A 24,292-nucleotide genomic window follows, 5' to 3' on the forward strand; every position below is an offset into this window, starting at 1 on the left:
TACGTCAAAAAACTGATTTATAGTTGATTGAGATAATAAATTAACGTTTTGAGTTAAAGTATTTTGTAAGATTTAAGAAACTTTGTGTAACAAACAAATCCGACTTATAAAAGTCATATTTATAAATTTAAATCTATAATTATGTTACGATGGACAGTCACATTTATAATTCTGGCTATAATAGCGGGAATTTTTGGTTTTAGCGGAATTGCCGCAGGAGCAGCCAGCATTGCAAAAATTTTATTCTTTATATTTTTGGTATTATTTATAATTTCATTATTTACCGGAAGAACAAAAGTGTAGCAAAACTTTATACAGTATCGAGTCCCGGTATTCAATTTTCAGTTTTTTGCTGCAAATTTGAATACGGGGACTTTTTGTTTCAGATCGTTTGAAGTTTTTAGGTTTCTGGTTGCTATTGCGACTGAAAACTTATTCTAATGGAGAATAGTACTTTTTTGTGACAGACGCAATTGGAAGACCAATAAATAGCATCAATATTGTGATAGATAATAGTAAAGGAAAATCAAAATGTTTTTCTGGCAGAACTGGAAATACAATTGGCAGGACGATTAGATTCATTATAATCCACACGAAAATTCCGTATAGAAATCCAGATATGACAGTACTCTTTTTAAGAAATGGTAAATAGGGATAAATTTTAAAATAGAACCAGGCAAAAACAAAAGCAATCAGGTAGTGAAATCCCAGTCCAAACCATATCATTTGTGATCCTCCCGTATATGCCTCTTTTTTGAAAATACCACTGGCTATAGATTGCAGAATTTTTATTGTGGTTGTTTTTTCGAGTATGATGACATACACAAAAATAGCCGCCAGAATATCAAGTGTTCCGGCTATTAGACCTGATAAAAAAATTGTTCCTGATTTTGATTTCATAGAGATGGGTTTGTGTTGGATTTTAAAACATTACACTTTAGTTAACATCTTAAATATAGAATTCAATTGGTGTGTATGTCTCTGAGAATGAACAAGAGCAAAATTAATCCATTCATAAATAGTAAAATTTTCAAACCCCGGGACATTAAAATCGACACAGGTTAAAGTTAAATCATAATTTTGAGATGCATTCAATAATTCAGATTCTATTTCGTGCAGGGATAAAGTTAACTCATTTTTATTGTAATTTTTCATTTCTGGTTTTAGGAAATCCGGCGCATTCATTTTAGTATTGAAATTTAGAAAAAGAATTTCCAGCTCTTTTACATGTTCATCATATTTACGGATTGTTTTTTGTGTTTTTCCATTAAACAGTTCGGGATAACCGGAATTTCCCAAAATAATATGCTGTACAACTTGTCCGGCTGTCCAGCTCCCTTTGTAAAGAACAATATTTAATTCTTCATTAGAAAAAGATGAAAGGATTTCGTTTAATTTTTTAAACGTTTCAACAATATTTTTTTGAAGTGCTGTTTTCATTTTGTTGATTTTAAAATTGAAATTGTTTCTAAACAGAGGTTATCCACCACACATTTCCAAAAGAATCAGTAATTCCGCAAGTCCTGCCGTAATTCTGATCGCATAATCCCATTAGATTTGTTGCGCCATTTTCGAGCGCTCTTTTGTAGGTTTCATCGGCATTAGGAACATAAACAAATAAGTTGGCAGTTTGTTTCGTCCAGTCTTTAGTTTCATCCGTAACCATAAGAGTGCTTCCGTTTAAGATAATTTCGGCATGCATAATAGTGCCGTCTTTACGAAGAATTTGTTCTTTAGAATCTTCTGCATCAAAAACCTTTTTTGTAAAATCGATGAATTGTGCTGCACCATTCAAAATTAAATAAGGCATTATCGCCTGATGTCCTGCTGGTAAAATCATATTTCTATTATTTTAATAGTTAGTATGATAAATTTACAATTTTAAATTAAGAATTTAAAAATCAGTTTATTATGACGTAAATGGTTTTTAAAGTTCTTCACAATAAAATCCATGCGCATTAAGAAGGGCAATAATTTTTCTGTTTGAAATTGATAAACTGTGAATCCGTAAAATTTTGTCACAATCTTCCAAATCAAAATTAATGGCGCTGTTTGGGAAATGCTCAAGAAGTTTTTGAACAATCATTTGCGATTGCTCTACTTCCTGAACATTTGTTTTAAAAACTTCGATCATCGTTTCCTAAAATTACAAAGCAATATTTTTATATCGTTCAATTTTGTGATAGTAGGTATATGAAATTGCGAGAATCACTAAAAAGATTAGCGGAAAAAAGGATTGAAAACCAACACCGTCAACAGAAAAATGACTTATCGAAGCGAAAATGAAATCGAAACCAAATCCGGCATATGCCCATTCTTTTACATTTTTTGGAATTTGAGGAATTACCAATACTAAAACGCCCAGGATTTTAAAAACAACTAAAGCATTTCCAAAATACTCCGGATAACCTAAATGTTTGATTCCTTCTTTAGCAAGTTCAGTTTGCGAAGTTAATGCCGGCATAACACCTTCGAACAGAAAAATAATAATTGTCGTAATCCAAAAAATGATCTTTGCTTTTTTCATGTGGTTTATTTTTAAATGGTTATCAGTTAATGTGTTACAAACTTACGATTCTTATTTTGTTGTGTAAATACACATTTGCGACTATTTTAAGGTCATTTAGGACAAAGTGGAAGAAATGTGGGGAATAGAGTAAAGAGAATAGAGAATAGAGAATAGAGAATAGAGAATAGAGTAAAGAGAATAGAATAAAGAGAATAGAATAAAGAGAATAGAATAAAGAGTATAGAAGAAAGAAAAAAAAAGAAAGAATGAAGAATGAAGAGGAAAGAGTAAAGAGTAATAGAAATAGAATGTAGTTTTTACACCGGGTTTTTCGTATAGTTTGTCAGGCTGAGCGGAGTCGAAGCCCACGCCAGAAACTCCGCAATCAAAATCGATAATCTTTATCGAATTATTGGTGTGATTCTTCCTATATAAGGATGACAAGATTACGAATAAAAAAAAAGAGAATAAAAAAAATCTGCGCTTTTGCGAAGCGAATCCGTGTCATCCGCGTGCCATTATTCAGCTTTCAAAATATAGTTTTTAATCACAAATAAATCTTCAAATCCTAATCTTGTATAAATGTCTTTTCCCATTTCAGAAGCTTGCAATAAAGCATAATCAGCTTTTAAATCTATAGAAAGATTTAGAGCAAATTTCATAATTTCTTCTGCGAATCCTTTTCTTCGCATTTCAGGAATTACACCAACGCCATGTATTCCGATGTTGTTTTGAGTTTGAAAAAGCATAAAAGTTCCTATTGGCTGGTTTTCATGAGAAGCCAAATAAAAGTGAACATTATTATGATTATGAATCAGAGTTTCTTTGCTGATTACATAACCAAAAGCATTTGGATATAAGTCAGACCAGATTTTGGCATCTTGTTGATTGTTAATTTTTTTAAAGTGTAGATTATTTTGAAACGTAAATTTCTGATCTAATTTCAATGCCATCGCAATTTGTTTGCTTTTTATTTCAAAACCATATGCATCAAATATTTCGTATGAATTTGTCCCGAAAATATCCCAATAGGGTAGAACTAAACCTGAATTATTCTGGATGGTTCTACGAATGTCTATTACTTCATTTTTGGAAATATCTTTACGGAACCACAATTTATTTGGCCACTCTGAATTTTCGATTTTACAATATTCAAAAGAATCGCTTTTATGATAAGATAGGAAGGGAGTTCCAACAGTTTTCCATAAATCGGTTAGATTGTTTATGTTGTCTTCGATTAGCTTGGTATTTTTCATTTCGATAATAATTATACAGAATATAAAGCAAAGATACTTTTAGTTTTTTTGGAAAATCTTTACCTATGTTGACTTACAATTTTTTTCAAGAGATTTTCTGATACGGCTTAATTGCGTTGGCGTGATCCCTAAATGTGAAGCAATATGAAGCAATGCAATTCTCTCTGAAATATCAGGATGTTTAGAGAGAAGGTCCAAATATCTTTCGGTGGCGTTTTCCATGACTATCGAGATTTCTCTTTGCTCTTTTTCGATCACCCAATTTCTTTCGAGATAGGCAATATAGAAGTTTTTCAGATCGTCATTTTGGAATATCAGTTGGCGATATTTTTTGTAATTGATGTTGATTAAAATAGAATATTCGAGGGCCTCTATTGCAAAATAAGAAGGAGTTTGCTGTATTAAAGAAGCCGTTGAGCCTGCAAGATCACCTTCGAGAAAAATATTCTTATTGTAAATATTTCCTTCGTCATCTGTTATAAAAGCACGTAGAGCACCTTTCGCGATAAAATGGATTTCTTTTGCAACTTGTCCGTTTCTTAAAAGTAATTCTCCTTTTTTTATTGAATTGATCTCAACTATATTTTCAATCAATTGCCATGATGCTGCTGAAATAGGAGAGTAGCTTTCAAATTTTAGTTTTAAATCGTTGAGGTATTTATTGTAATTGATAGACATTCCTGAGGTTTTTAGGCTTATCAAAAGTAAAGAAATAAAGTGTAATAAATGGCTTGCGACAAATGGCACGCGGATAACGCGGATTTGCTAAAGCAAAAACGCGGATTGACGCGGATTTTTGTTCTGTTTATGTATGTTGTTCTCATTTTTGTCATCGTGAGCGAATTCGAAGGACACACAAGTAGCTCGACAAAGATTGGTTATTTACATTCCGCTCTTCGACTTCGCTCAATGTGACAAATGTAATTATTATTGCAGGGTTTCTTATGTGAGCTTTCCTGCGTCAGGATGATAAATTGCGAATAAAAATCTGCGTAAATCCGTGTTTTCGCGGAGCGAATCTGCGTCATCAGCGTACGATTACACAAAGATTGAGAAAAAATATACGTCAATCCGCGCTTCGCGAAGCAAATCTGTGTCATCCGCGTGCCATGTCATTATAAAGCATAAAAAACGCTGCAAAACCTAAGTCTTACAGCGTTTTCATCTCAAAAAATAAATAATTAACGGGTATTATCTCCAACCACCGCCCAATGCACGATATAACTCGGTATTAGCAGAAAATTGTTCTCTTTTTATGTTGGCAAGTTCCAGCTCGCTTTGCAATAAGTTTGCCTGAGCAGAAAGAACTTCTAAGTATTCAGCCATACCATTTTTAAATAACAAATTGGCATTTTTAATCGCTTGCTGCAATGTTTTTACTCTTTCTTTTAGGAAAAATTCTTGCTGTTGTAGTTTCTCTACTTTTACCAAAGCATCAGATACTTCGCTAACAGCAACCAAAACAGATTGTCTAAAGCTTAAAACTGCTTTTTCTCTTTCGGCAACAGCAATATTGTATTGCGTTCTTACCTTTTTATTGTTTAATAAAGGCTGAGTCAAACCTCCGGCAACAGTTCCAAACAATGAAGCCGGAATGTTGAACCAATTGCTTGTTTCAAATGAATTTACACCACCTTGAGCTGTAATCCTAAGTGCCGGATACAAATCGGCTTTTGTGATTCCTACGTTTGCATTAGCAACTTTTAGCGCTAATTCAGCACTTTTTACATCCGGTCTTCTACTCACTAATGAAGATGGAATTCCAACTGCTTTATTGTTTTTTACTTCAAGAGTACTTAAACGAATCGTTCTGTTTTTTGAATTTGGAAAAGATCCTGTCAAAACGCTCAAAGCATTTTCCTGAATGGCAATGTTTTGTTCTAATTGTGGAATCAATTGTGCCGAAACTAGTTTCTGCGCCTCTGATTGCTGAATCGCTAATGTAGTTACTTGACCTGCATCGTATTTTAATTTGATTATGGTTGTTGTACTGTCATTCAATTTATAGTTTTGTTTCGCGATTTCCAATTGTGCATCCAACATCAAAAGATTGTAATATCCTTTAGAAACATTGGCTACAATAGTAGTTTGCAAAGCCTTTTTAACTTCTTCTGACTGAAGGTAACTTGCAAAAGCACCTTTTTTCTGATTTTTGATTTTCCCCCAAATATCAGCTTCCCATGAAAGTGATGCTCCGGCAGAATAATCATCGATATGATTTTGGCCTAAAGCCTGTCCTAAATTCTTTCCGGTAAAACTATTATCTGAAGGATTGCTTGTACTTGCACTTACATTCAAACTCACCTGAGGAACATTTCCCCATTTTGATTGTGTAAATCTATATTGTGCAATTTCGATATTTTTAACTGCAATTTGCAAATCATTGTTTCTTGCTACAGCGCTATCAATCAATTGAATAATATCTTTTTCTGTAAAGAAGTTTTTCCACTCCACATCTGCAATACTCGCGGTGTCTTTTGAAACCGATGCATTCCTGAAATTTTCAGGAAATGCATCTTTTGGAGTTTCAATATCCTTCGAAACTTTACAGGATATTATAGTCGTGATCAAAATGGCGATCATCACGATTTTGGTTATATAATTTTTCATTTTATATGTTGTCATTAAATTTCTGTACAAGTATCTTTTCTGTTATCAAGATCTCTTGAGATTTTATAGGATATGTATCCAATGCCAATTATGATGGCCACGAGGATTGTCGTTATATAGTTTTCCATTTTATTTTTCTTCGTTATGAATTACGGCTACTGGTTTTCCAGAAACCTTTTCTTGTAAATGCTGGAAGATGATGAATAAAACCGGGATGATAAACAACCCAAGTATTACTCCTGATATCATACCTCCGGCGGCACCAATACTAATTGAGTGGTTACCTTGTGCTGATGGTCCTGTGGCGCTCATCATTGGGATTAGACCCACAATAAAGGCTAGTGACGTCATGATGATTGGTCGTAAACGTAGTTTCGCTGCGTCGATTGCCGCTCTGACTAGTGCCTGACCTGATTTTCTTTTCTGGACGGCGAATTCTATAATCAGAATCGCATTCTTGGCGAGAAGTCCAATAAGCATTACCAGTGCAACTTGCACGTAAATGTTGTTTTCGATTCCTGTTAATCCAATGGCAACAAATACTCCAAATATACCTGCAGGTATTGATAAGATTACGGCCAATGGCAATATGTAACTCTCATACTGTGCAGCAAGTAAGAAATAGATGAATATCAAACACAGTAAGAAAATAGTTGCTGACTGACCTCCGGACGAAATCTCTTCACGAGTTTGTCCTGAAAATTCAAAACCGTAACCCGCAGGTAATTGTTGTGCTGCTACTTCCTGAATCGCTTTAATCGCATCTCCGGAACTAAATCCTGGTTTTGGGATTGCATTGATCGAAATCGAATTAAACAAATTGTATCTCGAAGCAGTTTCTGAACCATAAATACGGGTTAGTTTTACTAAAGTATTTATTGGCACCATTTCGCCAGTTTTGTTTTTTACAAAAACTCTGTCTATTGATGACGGATCAGCTCTGTCATCGATATCTGCCTGAACAACAACTCTGTAGTATTTACCAAATCTATTAAAGTCAGAAGCTTGTGCACTACCAAAATACGTTTGCATGGTTTGCAAAATGTCTTTTACTTTTACGCCTAACTGATCTGCTTTTTCATCATTGATATCCAATTGCAATTGAGGATAATCTGCTTTGAAAGAAGTAAATGCTACTGCAATTTCCGGACGTTTCATCAATTCGCCAATGAAGTTTTGAGAAATTCCACTAAACTTATCCAGTTTTCCTCCGGTTTTATCCTGTAGTACTAAATCTAAAGCCTCAACGTTACTAAATCCGGGAACAGTAGGGAAACTAAATACGAAGAAGCTTCCGCCTGAAATTGAACCTAATTTTCCACGAACCTGATTCATGATCTCGTCAATATTTTTGACATCTCCACGATCTTCATTTGGTTTAAGCAATACGAAAACAACAGCTGAAGATGGACTTGTAGAATTGGTCAATAAGTTGAAACCTGAAATTGCGGTAACGTCTCTTGATGCATCTAATTTGCTAAGAATGTTTTCAGCCTCAGTCATCACTTTTTGAGTTCCGTCTAAAGATGTTCCTGAAGGAGTGTTTACTGCAATTGCAATAAAACCTTGATCTTCAGTTGGGATAAATCCTGCAGGAGTAGTTTTTACCATTATTACAGTTGCTACAGTAATTAAAGCTAAACCTCCTAAACTTAACCATTTTCTTCTAATTAAAAATTTCAAACCACCAACATAACGGTTGGTTAAGGAATCAAAACTTTTATTGAATCCGTTAAAGAATTTCTCTTTAAATCCTTTTTTAACATACGGAGCATCTCCTTCGTGAGCTGTATGATTGTCTTTTAAGAATAAAGCAGCAAGTGCCGGACTTAAAGTCAATGCGTTAACAGCTGAAATTACAATTGCAATCGCCATCGTAAAGGCAAACTGACGATAGAAAACCCCTGTTGAGCCTTCCATAAAACCAACCGGCAGGAATACAGCAGCCATTACCAGCGTAATCGAGATAATAGCACCCGTTATTTCGTGCATTGCTTCATGAGTGGCTACTTTTGGAGACAAATGTTTGTGCTCCATTTTTGCATGCACGGCTTCGACGACCACAATCGCATCATCTACCACAATACCAATCGCCAGAATTAAAGCGAAAAGCGTTAAAAGGTTGATCGAAAATCCGAATAACTGCATGAAGAAGAACGTTCCTAAAATTGCTACAGGTACAGCAATAGCCGGGATTAATGTTGATCTAAAATCCTGAAGGAATATAAATACTACGATAAATACTAATATAAACGCTTCAAGTAAAGTATGCTGAACTTGTTCTATAGATTGATCTAAAGCAACTTTTGTACTATAGAAAATGTTATGTTTTATTCCTTTAGGGAAATCTTTAGCTGATTTTTCCATCAATTTATTAATGGCAACCTGTATATCATTCGAGTTAGAACCTGCTAATTGGATAATACCAATTACAACTCCTTTTTTACCATTTAAACGTGTTAAACTGTTATAAGAGTAAGCACCAAGTTCAACTCTGGCTACATCTTTAAGACGAAGTATTGAACCATCAGCATTAGAACGTATAGCTATATTTTCATATTCTTCCGGTTTAGTTAATTTTCCTTTGTATTTAATTACATATTCGAAAACTTCTTTACTTCTTTCTCCAAATTTACCCGGAGCAGCTTCCAAACTTTTATCCTGAATCGCGCTCATGATTTCGTTTGGTGTCACTTTGTAAGTAGACATTTGCGTTGGATTCAACCAAACACGCATTGAGTAATCTTTTACACCTCCAAAAATACTGGCTGAACCAACTCCTGGAATACGTTTGATCTCCGGAATAATATTGATTTGTGCATAATTGGCAACAAAAGTCTGATCGTATTTTGACTCATCTTCGGTAAACATACCAATAGCCATAATGAAACTATTTTGTTGTTTTGCAGTAGTCACACCTTGCTGAACAACCTCTGCCGGCAACTGACTAGTTGCCTGAGCAACTCTGTTTTGCACGTTTACCGCGGCCTGATCTGCATTAGTTCCTAATTTAAAGAACACTGTAATTGCAAGAGATCCGTCATTACTGGCCGTAGAACTCATGTAAGTCATGTTCTCAACACCATTGATAGACTCTTCAAGTGATGGTGCCACAGAACGTAAAACCGTTTCTGCATTCGCTCCTGGATAAACTGCCGTTACCAAAACCGATGGCGGTGCAATATCAGGAAACTGTTGTAAGGGCAACTTCGTAAGACCAAGTATACCTAATATGACCAATAAAATGGAAATAACGGTTGCCAGTACAGGTCTTTGTATAAATATTTTGAACATTTTCGTAAAAATTATTTTTTATTAATTATTTGGGCAACTTTTGCAGGAGATGATTTTTCCGGCTGAATTGCTTGCCCGTCCTGAAGTTTATCGATTCCGCTTAATACAATTTGGTCACCGGATTTTACACCATCTTTAATAATGTAATTCGTTCCGCTTTTACCAGAAACTGTGATAGGCATTTTAGTAACCTTGTTTTCTTTATTTACTGTGAAAACAAAAACTTTATCCTGCATCTCAACAGTAGCTGATTGTGGCACTAAAACCGCATCATCATGTTGAAGACCTAAACGAATTCTTCCTGTGTTTCCTGAACGTAAAGTTCCGCCAGCATTAGGGAAAGTTGCTCTTAAAGTAATCGCGCCGGTAGTTTTATCAAATTGACCGTCTACCATATCGATTTTTCCGGTTTGAGGATAAGCGTTATTATCTGCTAAAACCAAAGTTACAGGAGGTAATTTTTTTAGTTTATCACCAAGTGTATTTCCAGCGTATTGCGCTTTAAAATTGATGAAATCAGTTTCTCCTAAAGAGAAATAAGCATAAACTTCATGAACATCAGATAAGTTTGTTAACGGCTCAACATCAGTTGCAGAAACTAAACTTCCTTGTTTTTTAGGCAATCTACCAATGTAACCGCTTACTGGAGCTGTAACATTTGTATATCCTAAATTAATTTTGGCAGATCCTACCATTGCTTTTGCTTGTTCGATGTTTGCAGCAGCAATTTTTTGAGAAGCTTTAGCTGTTTTTAACTGATAATCAGAAACTACTTTGTTTTGAACTAAAGGAGTTAATTTATCAACTTCTAACTGAGCATTTATTAAAGCCGCTTCATAAGCATGAAGACTTGCCAATGCATTGTTTAATTGCTCACGGAAAGGACGTTCGTTTATTTTGAATAAAGTTTGACCTTTATTTACATAAGCTCCTTCGTCTACAAAAACTCTTTCAAGGTTTCCGCTTACCTGAGGACGAATTTCAACATCAACTGTTCCCTGAATCGAAGCAGGATATTCAGCATCTGTAGTAGTGTTTTCGCTTGTAATAGCTAGAACGGGTAACAATGGTGGAGCAGGAGCTGCTGGAGCCTGCGATTTATCTGCACAACTGCTTAGCACTAGTGCCAGGATAAAACTGGTTATAATTACATTTTTCATTTTAGTATTGGTTTTAATTTGTTGGACATTCTCTTTGTTAAAAAATTGTGGCATTCTGGCATTCCCGGTGTTCATATTTAATTATATTAAATTATCTAACGTTGTTAAGTAATATTGTGCAAAAATTCAAATAACAGTACTTTCCAAATCTATTATGAAATGGGATTAAATTATTTATCACTGTTAAGTAAATCGGAAAACAAATTCTGATATTACGCTAATTAAATTTTCTAACACTGTTAAGTAAAGTAGTAAAAAAATAGTTGCTAAATTACTCTATTAAATCATTTATCACTGTTAAGTTAAAATGAAATTTTTTTATTGAATTGATTTTATAATTCCACCAATCGCATCTTTTAGGATTTGATTGTTGATAGTTTCCATTATTTCGCTTTTATTGATGATATTAATTGCAATCAAACCGTGAATTACAGAGAAAAAAGTAAAATACTTCTGTTTGATTACTTCATCAGTAGGGTTGCTGTTTTTCATAATTTCAGCAATTACCGAAGTGAATAATTTATAAGGTCTTTCCTGAGCTGAACATTGTTGGGAACAACAATTCATTTGCACTCCAAACATCACCTGATACATTTCGGTATCTGTAAAAGCGAAATCCCAATAGGCCATCCACATGGCTTCTAATTGTTCTTCCGGTTTTTCAAATTTATCTAGGGCTTCCTGAAGTTCTTTTGCTAACTTGATAAAACCTTTTCCGGTTAGTTCATTAAGAATAGCTTCTTTATTCGAAAAGTATTCATAAATGATCGGAGCCGTATATTCAATCTTGTCAGCAATTTTTCGCATGCTCAGACCTTGCCATCCTTCTTCTTTAACGATAGCATAAGCAGCCTCAAGAATGTTACTTCTTGTCTCTTCTTTTTGTCTTAAAATACGATCTTTACTAGCCATTTTATTTAAGTATTAAATTGTTTAACACCGTTAGGCAAATGTATGGTGGTTTTTCTGATTATGAAATAAATTTATCATAATATTTTCTTATTGTTGTATAGACAAATATTGAAATACGTTGAAAGCCTTTAGTTATAAGGCTATTTTTAGCTTTTCTTTTTTAAGAAGCAGATGGATTTTCGTGTTTCAAGACCATTTTTCCCGCTCTTCACTGTATCATTTATGGTAAACGCCGCTATAAAAGGATGCCGTTTCGATCGTGACTAGGGGAAGATCTGTTTTTTTTAAGAGGTTTTCGGTTTAATCGCGAATAAAATTTTGACCAAATTATTTATGTTAAACAGGATTGAAATCCAGCCTTACAATATAGTTCGAGCATATGGCTCTTTTTTTAATCATTTTTATGCTTACCCAAATAGATTGTAAAATTCCAGAGGAATGATTTATATTGTAAGGCTGGATTTTAATCCAGATTAAAATGAGTATGTTTCATTAATAAACATTACAAGATGTTTTTATTTTTTCATTTACATCATTATAAAAAGGAGTTTCGATTCCATATTTATTGGCATTTTCAATCACGTAATCTACCAAGAAACGTTTCTCTGTTTGATTATTGTTTTCAAAATCCAATTGTAGAGATGATTTGGATTCGAATGGAAATTTGGTCAATAAATCTTTAGAAGTTTCGATGTCTTGCATTGTCAGGGTGATATTGTTTTTACTGGCAAGTGATTGAATCTCCATCATCATATTTCCCAGAATATACATTAGGTTTTGATCTTTTAAAAGTTGACCAAAGGTAATTTTATATGCCGACGTGATTCCTGCAACGGGAGCAACGAAAAGATATTTTGTCCATAAGATCTGATTGATGTTTTCTGCATATGTAATGTCTAAACCTCCTGAAGCCAATAATTCTATTAATTGTTTATTCTCATGTCCTCCAACGAAAATTTTCCCAGGTCCCCCAACATGCTGTATATGTCCTGGTTGCTTTACGTTTGAAGCCACATAAATACAACCTTCCATAATGTTTGCGGCTTGCGGTAAATTTTCTTGAATTATTTCTTTGGCATTCACGACATTTTGCAAAGTGATTATGATCGTTTCGGGACCTATACAATCTTTGTATGTAGATAATACATCTTTTATAGAATAAGATTTAGAAGTAAGGATCAAAACATCCAAAATTCCAATTTCAGTTGGATTATCTGATACTAAATCGGGAGATATAGTTTCTTTAGTGCCTTTAGATTCAAACACTAAACCTTTATTTTGGATTACGTTTTTGGTTTCACCTCTGCAAATGAATATAATTTTGGTTGTACTGTCTTTATATTTTTTGACTAGGGGAGCACCAACAAATCCACCGATGCCGCCGATTCCAAGAATTCCTATTTTCATCGTATCTGAGTTCATATCGTAGTATTTTGGGTTTTAAATTATCAATGCAAAGTAAATAGGTTTAAGACGAATGATTGATGTAAAAATATCGGTTATATTTGTAAAAATTAAGGATTATGAAAGATACCTTTTTTATATACAAAGATTTCGAAATTTATTCTGTAGAAGAACTCACCTGGAAAAAGGAAGTACATCGACATAATTTTTTCGAACTATTATATATCGAATACGGGACAGGAAATCATATTTTAAATTCGATTGCTCATCATTACAAACAGCACGATATTTATTTACTTACTCCCAAGGATTATCATTCCTTTAAAACATTGGAGCCCACAAAATTTCACTGTTTGCGTTTTCTGCCCAATTTTTTTTCGAACAAAAAAGAAATAGAAGAGATCGAAATGCTATTTTATTATCACAATCAAACCAATGGAAATTTGATTTTTTTGCAAGATGATAAAGCTTTTTGTGAAATGGTTATTTTAAAGATACTGGACGAAGTTGCTCAACCAAAAGGGCAAAACGAAATCATTATTAAAAGTTTGATGATGTCATTAATTCAGATTATTCGACGAAATGCCGGCATAAACGAAAACAGTCTTAATTTTCAAACTAACGAGGTTTTAAAGATTGATACTATTTTAAGTTATATCCGTTCGAATATTGCGAATCCACATTTGCTGAAGAAAAAAAAAATGGCGATTTATTTCAATGTTTCGATCCATTATATTGGTGAGTACTTTAAAACGCATCTCAATATTACTTTAAGAGATTATATCGAGCAAACAAAGCTGAAAGTAGTTATCGAAAAATTAAGTAAAAGCAATTTGACTTTTTCAGAAATCAGTAATGATTTAGGGTTTATTGATAGTAGTCATTTTAATAAATTCATCATGAGAAGTACGGGAATCTCTCCATCTGAATTTAAAAAATCATTAATTATTTCAGCAACATAAGTTTGATTATTTTTAATGTTACTTTTTTGAAGTATGATTTTTGTAGCAAAGCCGAAAGTTGAAACACAATCTTGTCATTTCGATTCTGAAGCTTCAGCAGAGAAATCACACACGAAACTCCGTACCTGGAATCGCCAATCTTTGTCGATCTTCTAGCGTAATTTCTCCTTTGTCGAGATGACAAAATCTTTGTGATTTTGGACTTTGCGACATATTTATAATTCAGAAAAATATATATATCGGTCGGCTGGAGCTTTTAATAAAAAATTATTTTATAAAATCCATTTCTACATGCTCAATTCCCGCATCGAGGAAATAATTATTAGTTTGTCTGAATCCGTTTTTGATATAAAACGGAGTTGCAATTACCTGAGCATAAAGATAAATTTTGTCTTCGTTTTTTAAATCGTCTAATATTTTTAATAGTAAGGCTTCACCAATTCGTTGCCCTCTAAAGATATTTAGGACAGCGATTCGTTCAATTTTTGCTCCTTTTTCCATTTTTCGGTATCGTGCTGCTCCGGCCGGGAAACCATTTACGGTTGCCAAATAATGTACTGCATCTTCATCATCCATTGATTCGCGTTTCGGAGATACATTTTGTTCTTCGACAAATACTTTTTTTCTAATTGAGAATGCGGTTTCTATTAATTTTTGATCTTCAACTTTTTCTACTACAATTGTGTTTTCGGTATACGTCTGAGTTTTGTTATTGCTCATTATAATTTCTGGTATTTTACTTGTTTATGGCTTCGAATAAATTATTATATTATTAATCAGTTCAATATAATTGCGGGATTGACTTGAAAATAAATCGTGTACAAATATACGTAGTTAACTACATATATTCAAAATTTAATTTCATATTTAAATTTTATTTATAATGAAGGCAGGACTTAATAGGAATGTGAAAGGTGATTGAAGTCTTAATTTTTTAGAATGTTCCCGATCGAAATGATATCTTTTTCCTGGATCTTTAGACAGGAAAAGATATAATGTAGAGCGGAACTAAAGTTCTGGTTGAATGAAATTTATCTGCTTTTAAAAATGAGCAATTAAAAAGGAATAATAAAAAATACACCTCTAAACATAAAGTTGTCTAGAGGTGTCTTCAAAATTAAAATATAATAAGATGTTTATGAATCTATTCTGCTTGTATCTTTTTTGCGATATACCAGATAAAAAACTTGTGGTAATACAGTTAGTGATAAGAACATACAAGTTATCAATCCACCGACGATCATGATGGCTAATGGTTTTTGAACTTCAGAACCCATTCCTGTTGATAATGCTGCAGGTAGTAATCCTAAAGATCCCATAAGGGCAATCATAACAATTGGACGAATTCTGCTGTAAATACCATTAGAAATAGCATCTTTCAAATGCATTCCTGCTTGCATATTTTCCCGGATCATACCAATGAGGACAATACTATCGATAGCGCTGACCCCAAAGAGAATAATAAAACCAATTCCGGCTGATATTCCGAACACGGTTCCTGTGACCCAAAGTGATAAGAAACCACCAATAAAAGCGTAAGGCATGGCACTTATAGCCACTAAGGTATCTTTGAAATTACCGAAATTGAAATACAACAAACATAAAATCAAAATCAAAACAACCGGAACAATCATTGCTAATTGTTTAGAAGCTCTTTCTTTGCTTTCAAATTCTCCTGCCCATTTCATTACATTTTCTTTAGGTAGTTTTACCTCTGCAGCTACTTTTTTCTGAGCTTCGTCAATCGTACTTCCTAAATCTCTTCCTTCAATACTAAAACCTACGGCAATATATCTACTGTTTCCTTCACGATAAATGAATGTTGGACCTGTTTTATATTCTACAGTAGCAATCTCTTTCAACGGAACTTTTTTGCCATTCATTGTCGGAATAAGAATGTCTTCAATCTTTTCTTTTGAGTCACGATATTCTTTCTCAAAACGTAAAGTGATATCAAACACCTTTTCGTCATCATAGAATTTGGTTGCTGCCTGACCTCCAATTGTCATTCTGATAACAGCTTGCGCATCGGCAGTTGTAACTGCGTAACGCGCCATTTTTTCGTCGTCAAGTTGAATTCTTAATTCCGGTAAACCAATGTTTTTATAGACATTGATATCTTCGATCCCTTTTACATCTTTGATTGATTTAGCTACTTTTTTAGCCATTTCTTCCAATTGAAAAAGATCATTTCCAAATATCTTAATTACAAGCGGACTTTTTACTCCGGCAACATATTCTTCGACATTATCCTGAATAGGCTGGCTAAATCCAAATCCGATTCCGGGATATACATCGAGTTCCTTCTTGATCTCAGCAATCAGTTCTTCTTTGCTGATATTACGTTTCCATTCGTCCTGATGTTTTAATTCGATATGCAATTCGATATTAAAAAATCCTGTTGGATCTGTTCCGTCATTTGGTCTTCCGGTTTGGGTAAGAACGAATTTTACTTCTTCGAATTTCCTTATTTTGCCTTTCATTTCTTTGGTAAGCCTCACGGCTTCGTCCAGATTGATACTATTAGGCAAAGTTGCTCTGACATAAATAGCTCCTTCATTCAATTTTGGAATAAATTCTGAACCATAAAAAGCAAATTTGGCACAACAAAGTGCAAGTAAAGCTAAGAAAGCATATATTGTTGCTTTACGATGTCTGGTACTCCATTGAAAAAGTTTAAAAAGATTTACTCTGAAGAAACGCGAAATCATATTTTCTTTCTCTACAATATTTTTGGTCAACATCACTTTACACATTGCCGGAACATAGGTAAGGGATAGAATCAAAGATCCTAAAAGGGCATAACTTAGTGTAAAGGCAAGGGGAGAGAACATTTTTCCTTCTACTTTTGTGAAAGAGAAAATTGGCATTAATGCAACAATCAAAATGATTAAGGCAAAGAAAATATAAGTAGCCACACTACCAACACTTTTCTTGATAAGTCCCATTTTACTCATGTTGTTAAAGCGTTCCATTCCCACTTTATGTGCTTTCTTTTCGAGCGATACAAAGACCTGCTCGACAATTACTAATGTTCCTTCGAGTAATAATCCGAAATCCAGCGCTCCCATCGAAATTAAATTTGCGGGCAATCCCTGAATTCTCAACATAATAATGGCAAACAAAAACGAAAGCGGAATTACAGATGCCACAATCAATGATGTTCTCCAGTTGTAAAGGAAAATAAATACAATTAATGAAACCAATAATATACCTTCTACAAGGTTTTTTGTTACCGTTTTTACGGTTGTATCTACCAATTTGGTACGGTCAATAAACGGGACTATTTTTACATTATCCGGCAGTACTCTTTCGTTCAGTTCATTCAAACGATCTTTAAGTCTCTTGATTACTTCGCCTGGATTTTCTCCACGAAGCATCACTACAATACCTTCTACAACATCATCATCGCCGTCTAAACCTACTTGTCCTAATCTTGGTTTGGCTGATATCGAAACTTCAGCTACGTGTTTTACTAAAATGGGTGATGATCCTTTGGTTTCAATCAGGATATTACCAATATCTTCGACTTTATTAATCAAACCTACACCACGTACTACATAAGCCTGATCACCACGCTGAATAACATCTCCACCAACATTGATATTACTTTTCGAAACTGCTTCGTAAACATCTAATGCAGAAAGATTGTAATTCTCTAATTGTGTTGGATTGATCTTGATTTCGAACATTTTTTCTTCACCGCCAAAACTTACCACATCGGCAACACCGGGAACAGCGATTAGTTCTCTTTCGATTACCCAATCCTGAATGGCTTTTATTTCCTTAATTGGCAAATCACTTTTGATGATGTATCTGAATATTTCGCCTGTTGCTCCGGATGGTGGTTCAATTTCTACATCGGCACCTTCGGGAAGATCTAATCCGTTAAGGCGATTAGAGGCATATTGCTGTGCGTAGAAATCCTCGACATCATCATCAAATAATACAGTTACAACTGATAATCCGAAAAGTGAAATAGAACGTACTTCTGCTTTTTTCGGGATCGTGTTCATTTGTTTTGAAATAGGAAGTGTGATGAATTTCTCTACTTCTTCGGCACTTCTTCCCGGCCATTGTGTAATGATTCTTGCCCTTGTATTGGTTACATCAGGAAAAGCTTCGATGGGCGTATGGATATAGCTCACTATACCCGCGACTAGTAATACGGCTGTTAGGAAAAAAACTATAAGAGAGTTTTTTAGCGAGAAAGCCACCAGACCTTGTACAAATTTTTTCATTTCTTGTATGGTATTTATCCGTTTTTAGGGATAATTAGTTTTTTAATCGTTCGTGAATCAAAAGTTGATTTTTGGTAATCACCATTTCACCTTCATTAACTCCTTTGTCAAAATAAACCCAGTTGTTGTTTTTTATAATCGGATTAATTTCTCTGGTTTCAATTGTACAATCATCTTTGTAGATCAAAATATGGTCGCGATTATTATCAAAAATGACTGCTTTTGCAGGAATAGCAACTAACATTTCTCCACCTTTGCTTTTATCGATTACGATATCTGCTGTCATTCCGGGTTTTAGTTTCAGGTTTTTGTTCTCCAACACAATTCTGGCTTTCAATACATGTTCATCTGCATCAAAAACTTTGGCAAGCATGGCAATTTTCCCTTTAAAAACTTCGCCTGGATAAGCAGGCGTTGTAACGTCTACTAACATATTTTCGGTTACGTTTTTCAGATTACTGGTATATACATTTACTAATACCCAGATTTCTTTTAAGTCAGAAATAGTAAAAAGAGGATCACTGCCATCTGTTATTTGCATTCCCGGGCTAATGTTTTTAGCCACGATATATCCTTCAGTAGGTGCTTTTATCTGAAAAACTGATCTCTCGCTGCTGGCACTAAACATGGCAAGATTGGCTCTCACATTTTCAAGAGAAGACTTTAAAACATCCAATTCGCTTTGCGCCTGCATTAAATCTTTTTGGGAAGCAATTCCATCATCAAACATTGATTTGATCGATTGTAAATTACGTTGTGCCACTGCTATCTGAGATTGAAACGATTTACTTTCAGATTGCATACCATTCAGTTCTGTACTTTTTATTTCAGCCAGAACTTGTCCTTTTTTTACATAATCTCCCAATGAAAAAGTAGTTTTGGTAATAATTCCTTCTACAAGACTATTAAATTGTACTACATGATCTGCGTTATAAGTGATATTTCCGGTAAGATTGATAGACTCAGTAACGGAACGCTTTTGTGCGGCTTCGATTGTGATTTTTTCTTTTAAGTCTTTATCGATACAAAATTTTTCTTCTTTTGTTTCTTTGATTTCTTCCTTTTTGCCACATCCATAAACGAGCATTAACCCAAGTATCGGGAGTAAAATAAGTTTCTTCATTGTGTTTATTATTATTGTAAGATCATTTGCTAAGTATTCAGGATCAGTATAATTAATTAATTTCCTGACCTGAGATGTAGCGCAGTTCTTCAAGGTTTTTATTAAGGTCTTTTTTAGAATTTAGCAGGATAGATTTGTTGTCTAGATAAGCATCAACAAAATCAAGATATTCTAACATACTTGTATTTCGCTGCATGAAATTTTTGCGGTAGCTTTCAAGAAGTTTATCAAGATCTTCTTCATAATTGGCATCGACGCTCTCATACAATTTTTTGGTTACCAGTAAATCTTCATAAGCTTGTAATACTTCAGACTGGATGCTAATTGTTTTTTCTTCGGTCAATAACTTACCTTGGGTAATCGATATTTTAGCTGCTTTTATGTTTCCCTGATTTCTATTGAAAAATGGAAGATCAAGAGCAAAACCAACACCAACAAAATCTACCATTGTACTAGACCCACGGTCATAGGTGACTCCAAGGGTAACATCTGGTGTTCGCATCGCCTTTTCGTATTTGTACTTATTGTTGTTATACTCATTTGCTAGTTTAATGACTTTCATATCAGGTCGGTTCTCTAGAGCTGAAGCCATAAGATTGCCTAAATTAATATTGTCAAGATTTTTATTATTGGGAACAAAACCATCTTCGGTAAGTTTGATATAACTTGTAGCAGGCAGATTCATAAGAACTTTAAGCTCTTTTTGTAAGGAGTTATTCTCTTTTTGCAAATCGCTGATTTCTTTTAAGAATTGTAGCTCAGTTGCTTTAAGTCTTATGTATTCGCCTCTTCCTATATTGCCTTGTGAGACTTGGTTGCTGTATGCTTTAAGTAAGATTTGTATCGAAGAAATTTGTTTTTTATAAACAGCTTGGTGTCCTTGTGTATACTGCAATTCGGTTAGATTGCCTCGGAACTCAATTTTTAGGTTGCGCAAAAAGGTTTTAAAGTATTCTTTGGCAATATCTACTCCCACTTTCTCCATGGCAATTAATTTTTTTCTTTTGCCGGCTGTCTGGATAAGTTGCTCAAGTTCAGCATTCACTTGGGAGGTCGTTCCAAAATTTCCCCATAAAGGAGGTAATTGCTCGGCTGTGGCATTGTGCCAAAGATTGATCTCGCCAATAGTAAGGGTAGGATTGGGCCATAATTTCGCCTGAATAACTTGCGCATCAGCAATGTCGATATTTAGCTTTTCAGAAATAAGAGAAATATTCTTATCCAGAAACAAAGCCTCGGCTTGTGTTCGGGACAGAACAATTGTATCGTTTATTGCGGCAATTTGCGCCACACCTTTGTGCGATACAATAACGAGAAGGGTTAAAAGTATACGTTTCAAATTAAGTTTGTTTTTAATATGCTGCAAAGTTATCTGCGGTATATTAACCCTTAATTTGATGTCTGTTAGAAAGGAGTTAGAGTCACATTAGAAAACGATTAGAGCGCAGGAAATAATAAAGTTACCGTTGTTCCTTCGTCTTTCTTAGATGTAATTGTAAAATAGATATTATTTTGTTTAAAGATGATATTAGCAAGCGAAAGTCCAACACCGCTACCTTTTATATTATTTACATTTTTACCTCTGTAAAAAGTCTGTTTAATAAATTTTAAGTCGTCTTCGCTGATACCCGTTCCGTGATCTTCGATTACAATTTTAAGCTGATTGTCGTGCTGCAACAGACTTATCTTTATAGGATTACCGTTGGAGTATTTTACGGCATTTTCTATAATATTGTATAAAGCGATTTTAATTTCATTACTGTTTCCTTTTATCGAAAGCAATTTATCATTGACAATTTCGATCGCAATTTGTATCTGAGAACCTTTTAATTGATAGACATCCGGCAGTTGATCGTTAATATCCCAAACGAGTTCATCGACCCTGAAAATTTCATTTAATTCTGTATTGTCCCGCAGTCCGGAAAGCATCATGAGCGTATTCATCGTATCTTCGATCTGATAGACGTTTTCTAATACTTTTTCAGACATTTCTTTGTACTCAGCACTTGATCTGTCTTTTTGGGCAAATACTTCCAGGTTTCCGGATATTGCTGTTAAAGGCGTTTTGAATTCATGCGAAACATAATTAATAAAGTTCTTCTGGATGATAAACGTGTCCGAAAGTCGCTTGAATAAATTATTATACGTTTCGATCAATTCCTGAATATCATCTTTTGTATTGGGAGAGGTAATATGACGATCCAAAGACGAAGCTTCGATCTCATTGACCTGATTGATAATGTTTTTTATCGGGCTATAGGCAAGGTTTGAAAGCAAACGGCTCACAATGTAAATCGTAATTAATCCGCTGATTAAAACCAGGATCATGATAATTAGTAAACGATTGGTAATGGTTTTAAATTCCTGATCATTTTTCTTAACAAATACCACAAAATCCCCTTCATTGTCATGGTAAAAACTTCCGAAATAAAAATGATGATTTGATTTAAAATTCAGCTTTCGATTTTTTCTAATATAATCCAGCCTTTCTGCATTTATATTAGCGTCAATTGCCTTGTCACCATATACAATCTGATTTTTTTTGTTGTAAACACGAGTTATGATCTCAAGTGAATTCTCTCTGAATTGCTGACCAATTATTAAATGTTGTTTTTCTGGTAATTCATCTTTTTCAAGATAGAAAATACCAGTAAGTAAACATGTTTTTTGGAGTTCGTTATAAATAATCTTTTCCGAATAACTATAAAACGAAAAATACGTTATAATAGAAGCAATGACAAATACAACGCTAAAAGTAAAAGACGATATTAAGGTAAACCTGTTGCGTATTTTCATAACTCTTCTTTAAGCATATATCCCGTTCCTTTTATGGTATGGATAAATTTATGGTTCTGCTCGATTTTGTTTCTTAAATACGAAATATAGACATCGACAACATTCGTATTATTGTCATAATTAATGCCCCAAACTGCATTTAATATCTGCGTTCTTGACATAACCTTATTTCTGTTTTCTAATAGAAATAAAAGCAATTTATATTCTCTTGGAGACAAATCAATCAAAGCATCATTTTCTGTAACCTTATGTTCTTCAGGATTTATAGATAGAGTTCCTAATTTGTATAAGGTTTCTTCATTGACATAATTAAATTTGGTTCGGCGTGTCAAAGCATTTACTCTCGAAATCAATTCCTTAAAATGGAAAGGCTTAACCAAATAATCATCAGCACCGGAATCCAGCGCATTTACTTTATCATCCGTATCGCTAAGAGCGCTTAACATTAAAATTGGAGTATGAATTTTTTTAAAGCGCATCATTTTAGTCAGCTGAATACCATCAATTCCCGGAAGCATAATATCCATCAGGATAATATCCCAGGTATCGTGCTGAATAAGATCGCGGGCAATCTCGCCTGTTTCAGCCAGATGCACCGTAAAATTGTTTTCTTCTAAACCTTTTATAATAAATTCGCTAATGCGTTTATCATCCTCAATGAGCAGAACATTCATACTTAAAAATCTAATGTTATAATAGTTGTTTTGAATTTATCAGGAAGTGATAATGAACTAAAGCGAAATTACCTGATGAATCGTTTTTATAAAGTGTTTATTTTATAAATTATATTTCTTTATTAAATCAGTATAAAGCAATTCAGCATCGGTATATAGATTTTTATCCAGCTGAACTTGGCTATCTAAAATCTCTTGTTCTTTATTAGACAATTCATAAGGTTTGACTTTATATATTGTGATTTTTATCTCTTGCATAATATTAATTTAGAAAAGCGAATTATCAAAAATAACATTTAATTATCGCAATTGTTGTTAAAATTGAATGTTGTAGGAAAAGAAGATGTTTAGGAATTTAATTATTGCAATTTTCAGAAACTATTCCGACAGTTGGTGTCATCATATAGATTTTGTTTTTTCAAACAAAAAAAGCCGCTTTTCTTTTTATTTCATACTAAGTAATTTATAGCATTATTCTTTTAGATTTTATCCTATAAAATAGTAAACTAAATTGACATGAATTTTATATAATTTTAATTTTGTTTTTAATAAAACATTGATATGTAATTAATTAACTTTTATTAAAGAAAGGTTTAACATGGTCTGTTTTAGCGGACTGTCTGAAATTATTAATTTTAATAAAAATAAAAATTAATAACGTTTTAATATTTAAGATTATGAAAAAGAATATAGCCATATTAGCCACAGACGGTTTTGAAGAAGTAGAATTATCATCGCCTAAAGCCTATCTGGAAGAGCAAGGCTGGAACGCAGATATTATCAGTTTGAAATCTGGAACTATCAAAGCCTGGAAAGACGGAAATTGGAGCAAGGAATATAGTGTTGATGTAGTATTAGATCAGGCAAATGAAGCAGATTACGATGCTTTGGTTCTTCCGGGAGGAGTGATAAACCCTGATTTATTGAGAAGAGAAGAAGCCGCAGTAAATTTTGTACGTTCCTTTTTTGAAAGTAAAAAGCCAGTAGCGGCGATTTGTCATGGTCCTCAGATTCTGGTAGATGCTGATGTCTTAAAAGGTCGAAAAGTAACTTCTTTCTTCTCTGTTAAAAACGATTTGAAAAATGCAGGAGCACAATGGGAAGACTCAGAAGTAGTCGTAGACAACGGATTAGTAACCAGCCGAAACCCGAATGATTTACCGGCTTTTAATAAAAAAATGGTGGAAGAAATTAAAGAAGGAAAACACGAGCGCCAGACAGTTTAAAAAATATTTTTATTTAGATTATCAGGTTATAAAAAAAGAAGCCGTCTCAAAACATATAATTTGAGACGGTTTTTTATTTGATGATGTTTTGATTTTTATTGGGTTAATTTTGAGTGGAGGCAAAA

At 33.8% G+C, this 24,292-nt stretch carries 22 protein-coding genes; 3 read left to right on the forward strand and 19 right to left on the reverse strand.

Annotated elements, in window-relative coordinates; genetic code table 11:
• The first annotated feature begins 141 nt into the window (after positions 1 to 141).
• Positions 142 to 303: a DUF1328 domain-containing protein gene (locus tag ACQKCJ_RS21465; RefSeq protein WP_271338522.1), complete on the forward strand. Its 162-nt coding sequence runs from the start codon at positions 142 to 144 to the stop codon at positions 301 to 303.
• Between the two features lie 129 nt (positions 304 to 432).
• Here ACQKCJ_RS21465 and ACQKCJ_RS21470 read toward each other — a convergent pair whose 3' ends face one another.
• From ACQKCJ_RS21470 to ACQKCJ_RS21525, 12 genes are all read right to left on the reverse strand, one after another.
• Positions 433 to 900: a DUF1440 domain-containing protein gene (locus ACQKCJ_RS21470; RefSeq protein ID WP_271338523.1), complete on the reverse strand. Its 468-nt coding sequence runs from the start codon at positions 898 to 900 to the stop codon at positions 433 to 435.
• A 30-nt stretch (positions 901 to 930) separates the two neighbouring features.
• Positions 931 to 1,440: a DinB family protein gene (locus ACQKCJ_RS21475; RefSeq protein WP_271338524.1), complete on the reverse strand. Its 510-nt coding sequence runs from the start codon at positions 1,438 to 1,440 to the stop codon at positions 931 to 933.
• A gap of 28 nt (positions 1,441 to 1,468) precedes the next feature.
• Positions 1,469 to 1,840: a VOC family protein gene (locus ACQKCJ_RS21480; RefSeq protein ID WP_271338525.1), complete on the reverse strand. Its 372-nt coding sequence runs from the start codon at positions 1,838 to 1,840 to the stop codon at positions 1,469 to 1,471.
• An 87-nt stretch (positions 1,841 to 1,927) separates the two neighbouring features.
• On the reverse strand, positions 1,928 to 2,134 hold the full coding sequence (locus ACQKCJ_RS21485) for a hypothetical protein (protein WP_271338526.1): 207 nt from the start codon (positions 2,132 to 2,134) through the stop codon (positions 1,928 to 1,930).
• Positions 2,135 to 2,146: 12 nt separating this feature from the next.
• Positions 2,147 to 2,527, reverse strand: a complete 381-nt coding sequence (locus ACQKCJ_RS21490; protein WP_271338527.1) for a DoxX family protein — start codon at positions 2,525 to 2,527, stop codon at positions 2,147 to 2,149.
• A gap of 500 nt (positions 2,528 to 3,027) precedes the next feature.
• Positions 3,028 to 3,765, reverse strand: coding sequence for a GNAT family N-acetyltransferase (locus tag ACQKCJ_RS21495; protein ID WP_271336141.1), 738 nt, complete (start codon positions 3,763 to 3,765; stop codon positions 3,028 to 3,030).
• A 63-nt stretch (positions 3,766 to 3,828) separates the two neighbouring features.
• The gene (locus tag ACQKCJ_RS21500; RefSeq protein WP_427402888.1) at positions 3,829 to 4,443 is read right to left on the reverse strand and encodes a Crp/Fnr family transcriptional regulator; all 615 of its coding nucleotides are present in this window, start codon (positions 4,441 to 4,443) and stop codon (positions 3,829 to 3,831) included.
• A gap of 513 nt (positions 4,444 to 4,956) precedes the next feature.
• Positions 4,957 to 6,375, reverse strand: coding sequence for a TolC family protein (locus ACQKCJ_RS21505; RefSeq protein WP_271336143.1), 1,419 nt, complete (start codon positions 6,373 to 6,375; stop codon positions 4,957 to 4,959).
• Positions 6,376 to 6,504: 129 nt separating this feature from the next.
• Positions 6,505 to 9,669: an efflux RND transporter permease subunit gene (locus tag ACQKCJ_RS21510; RefSeq protein WP_271336144.1), complete on the reverse strand. Its 3,165-nt coding sequence runs from the start codon at positions 9,667 to 9,669 to the stop codon at positions 6,505 to 6,507.
• Between the two features lie 11 nt (positions 9,670 to 9,680).
• On the reverse strand, positions 9,681 to 10,904 hold the full coding sequence (locus tag ACQKCJ_RS21515; protein WP_271336145.1) for an efflux RND transporter periplasmic adaptor subunit: 1,224 nt from the start codon (positions 10,902 to 10,904) through the stop codon (positions 9,681 to 9,683).
• A gap of 243 nt (positions 10,905 to 11,147) precedes the next feature.
• Positions 11,148 to 11,741, reverse strand: coding sequence for a TetR/AcrR family transcriptional regulator (locus tag ACQKCJ_RS21520; protein WP_427402889.1), 594 nt, complete (start codon positions 11,739 to 11,741; stop codon positions 11,148 to 11,150).
• Between the two features lie 492 nt (positions 11,742 to 12,233).
• Positions 12,234 to 13,163 carry a ketopantoate reductase family protein gene (locus ACQKCJ_RS21525; protein WP_271336147.1) on the reverse strand — a complete coding sequence of 310 codons (930 nt, stop codon included), beginning with the start codon at positions 13,161 to 13,163 and terminating at the stop codon, positions 12,234 to 12,236.
• Between the two features lie 101 nt (positions 13,164 to 13,264).
• On the opposite strand from ACQKCJ_RS21525, the gene ACQKCJ_RS21530 reads away from it, so the two are divergent.
• Complete coding sequence (locus tag ACQKCJ_RS21530; RefSeq protein WP_271336148.1) at positions 13,265 to 14,107, forward strand: helix-turn-helix transcriptional regulator; 843 nt, start codon at positions 13,265 to 13,267, stop codon at positions 14,105 to 14,107.
• 267 nt (positions 14,108 to 14,374) lie between these two features.
• Here the strand turns inward: ACQKCJ_RS21530 and ACQKCJ_RS21535 are convergent, their stop codons facing one another.
• The 7 genes from ACQKCJ_RS21535 to ACQKCJ_RS21565 all read right to left on the reverse strand — a co-directional run bounded on the left by ACQKCJ_RS21535 (position 14,375) and on the right by ACQKCJ_RS21565 (position 23,199).
• Positions 14,375 to 14,827: a GNAT family N-acetyltransferase gene (locus tag ACQKCJ_RS21535; protein WP_427402890.1), complete on the reverse strand. Its 453-nt coding sequence runs from the start codon at positions 14,825 to 14,827 to the stop codon at positions 14,375 to 14,377.
• Between the two features lie 416 nt (positions 14,828 to 15,243).
• Complete coding sequence (locus ACQKCJ_RS21540) at positions 15,244 to 18,348, reverse strand: efflux RND transporter permease subunit (RefSeq protein WP_271336150.1); 3,105 nt, start codon at positions 18,346 to 18,348, stop codon at positions 15,244 to 15,246.
• Between the two features lie 34 nt (positions 18,349 to 18,382).
• Positions 18,383 to 19,471 carry an efflux RND transporter periplasmic adaptor subunit gene (locus ACQKCJ_RS21545; protein WP_427402891.1) on the reverse strand — a complete coding sequence of 363 codons (1,089 nt, stop codon included), beginning with the start codon at positions 19,469 to 19,471 and terminating at the stop codon, positions 18,383 to 18,385.
• 52 nt (positions 19,472 to 19,523) lie between these two features.
• Complete coding sequence (locus ACQKCJ_RS21550; RefSeq protein ID WP_271336152.1) at positions 19,524 to 20,810, reverse strand: TolC family protein; 1,287 nt, start codon at positions 20,808 to 20,810, stop codon at positions 19,524 to 19,526.
• A gap of 98 nt (positions 20,811 to 20,908) precedes the next feature.
• Positions 20,909 to 22,267, reverse strand: a complete 1,359-nt coding sequence (locus ACQKCJ_RS21555; RefSeq protein WP_271336153.1) for a sensor histidine kinase — start codon at positions 22,265 to 22,267, stop codon at positions 20,909 to 20,911.
• Positions 22,264 to 22,941: a response regulator transcription factor gene (locus tag ACQKCJ_RS21560; protein ID WP_271336154.1), complete on the reverse strand. Its 678-nt coding sequence runs from the start codon at positions 22,939 to 22,941 to the stop codon at positions 22,264 to 22,266. The genes ACQKCJ_RS21555 and ACQKCJ_RS21560 overlap by 4 nt, the downstream gene beginning before the upstream one ends.
• A gap of 102 nt (positions 22,942 to 23,043) precedes the next feature.
• Positions 23,044 to 23,199, reverse strand: coding sequence for a hypothetical protein (locus ACQKCJ_RS21565; protein ID WP_271336155.1), 156 nt, complete (start codon positions 23,197 to 23,199; stop codon positions 23,044 to 23,046).
• 419 nt (positions 23,200 to 23,618) lie between these two features.
• Between ACQKCJ_RS21565 and ACQKCJ_RS21570 the strand changes: the two genes are divergently transcribed.
• Positions 23,619 to 24,167: a type 1 glutamine amidotransferase domain-containing protein gene (locus ACQKCJ_RS21570; RefSeq protein ID WP_271336156.1), complete on the forward strand. Its 549-nt coding sequence runs from the start codon at positions 23,619 to 23,621 to the stop codon at positions 24,165 to 24,167.
• Positions 24,168 to 24,292: the final 125 nt, after the last annotated feature.

The organism is Flavobacterium sp. NPDC079362 (assembly GCF_050267765.1).
Classification (GTDB): Bacteria; Bacteroidota; Bacteroidia; order Flavobacteriales; family Flavobacteriaceae; genus Flavobacterium; species Flavobacterium azizsancarii.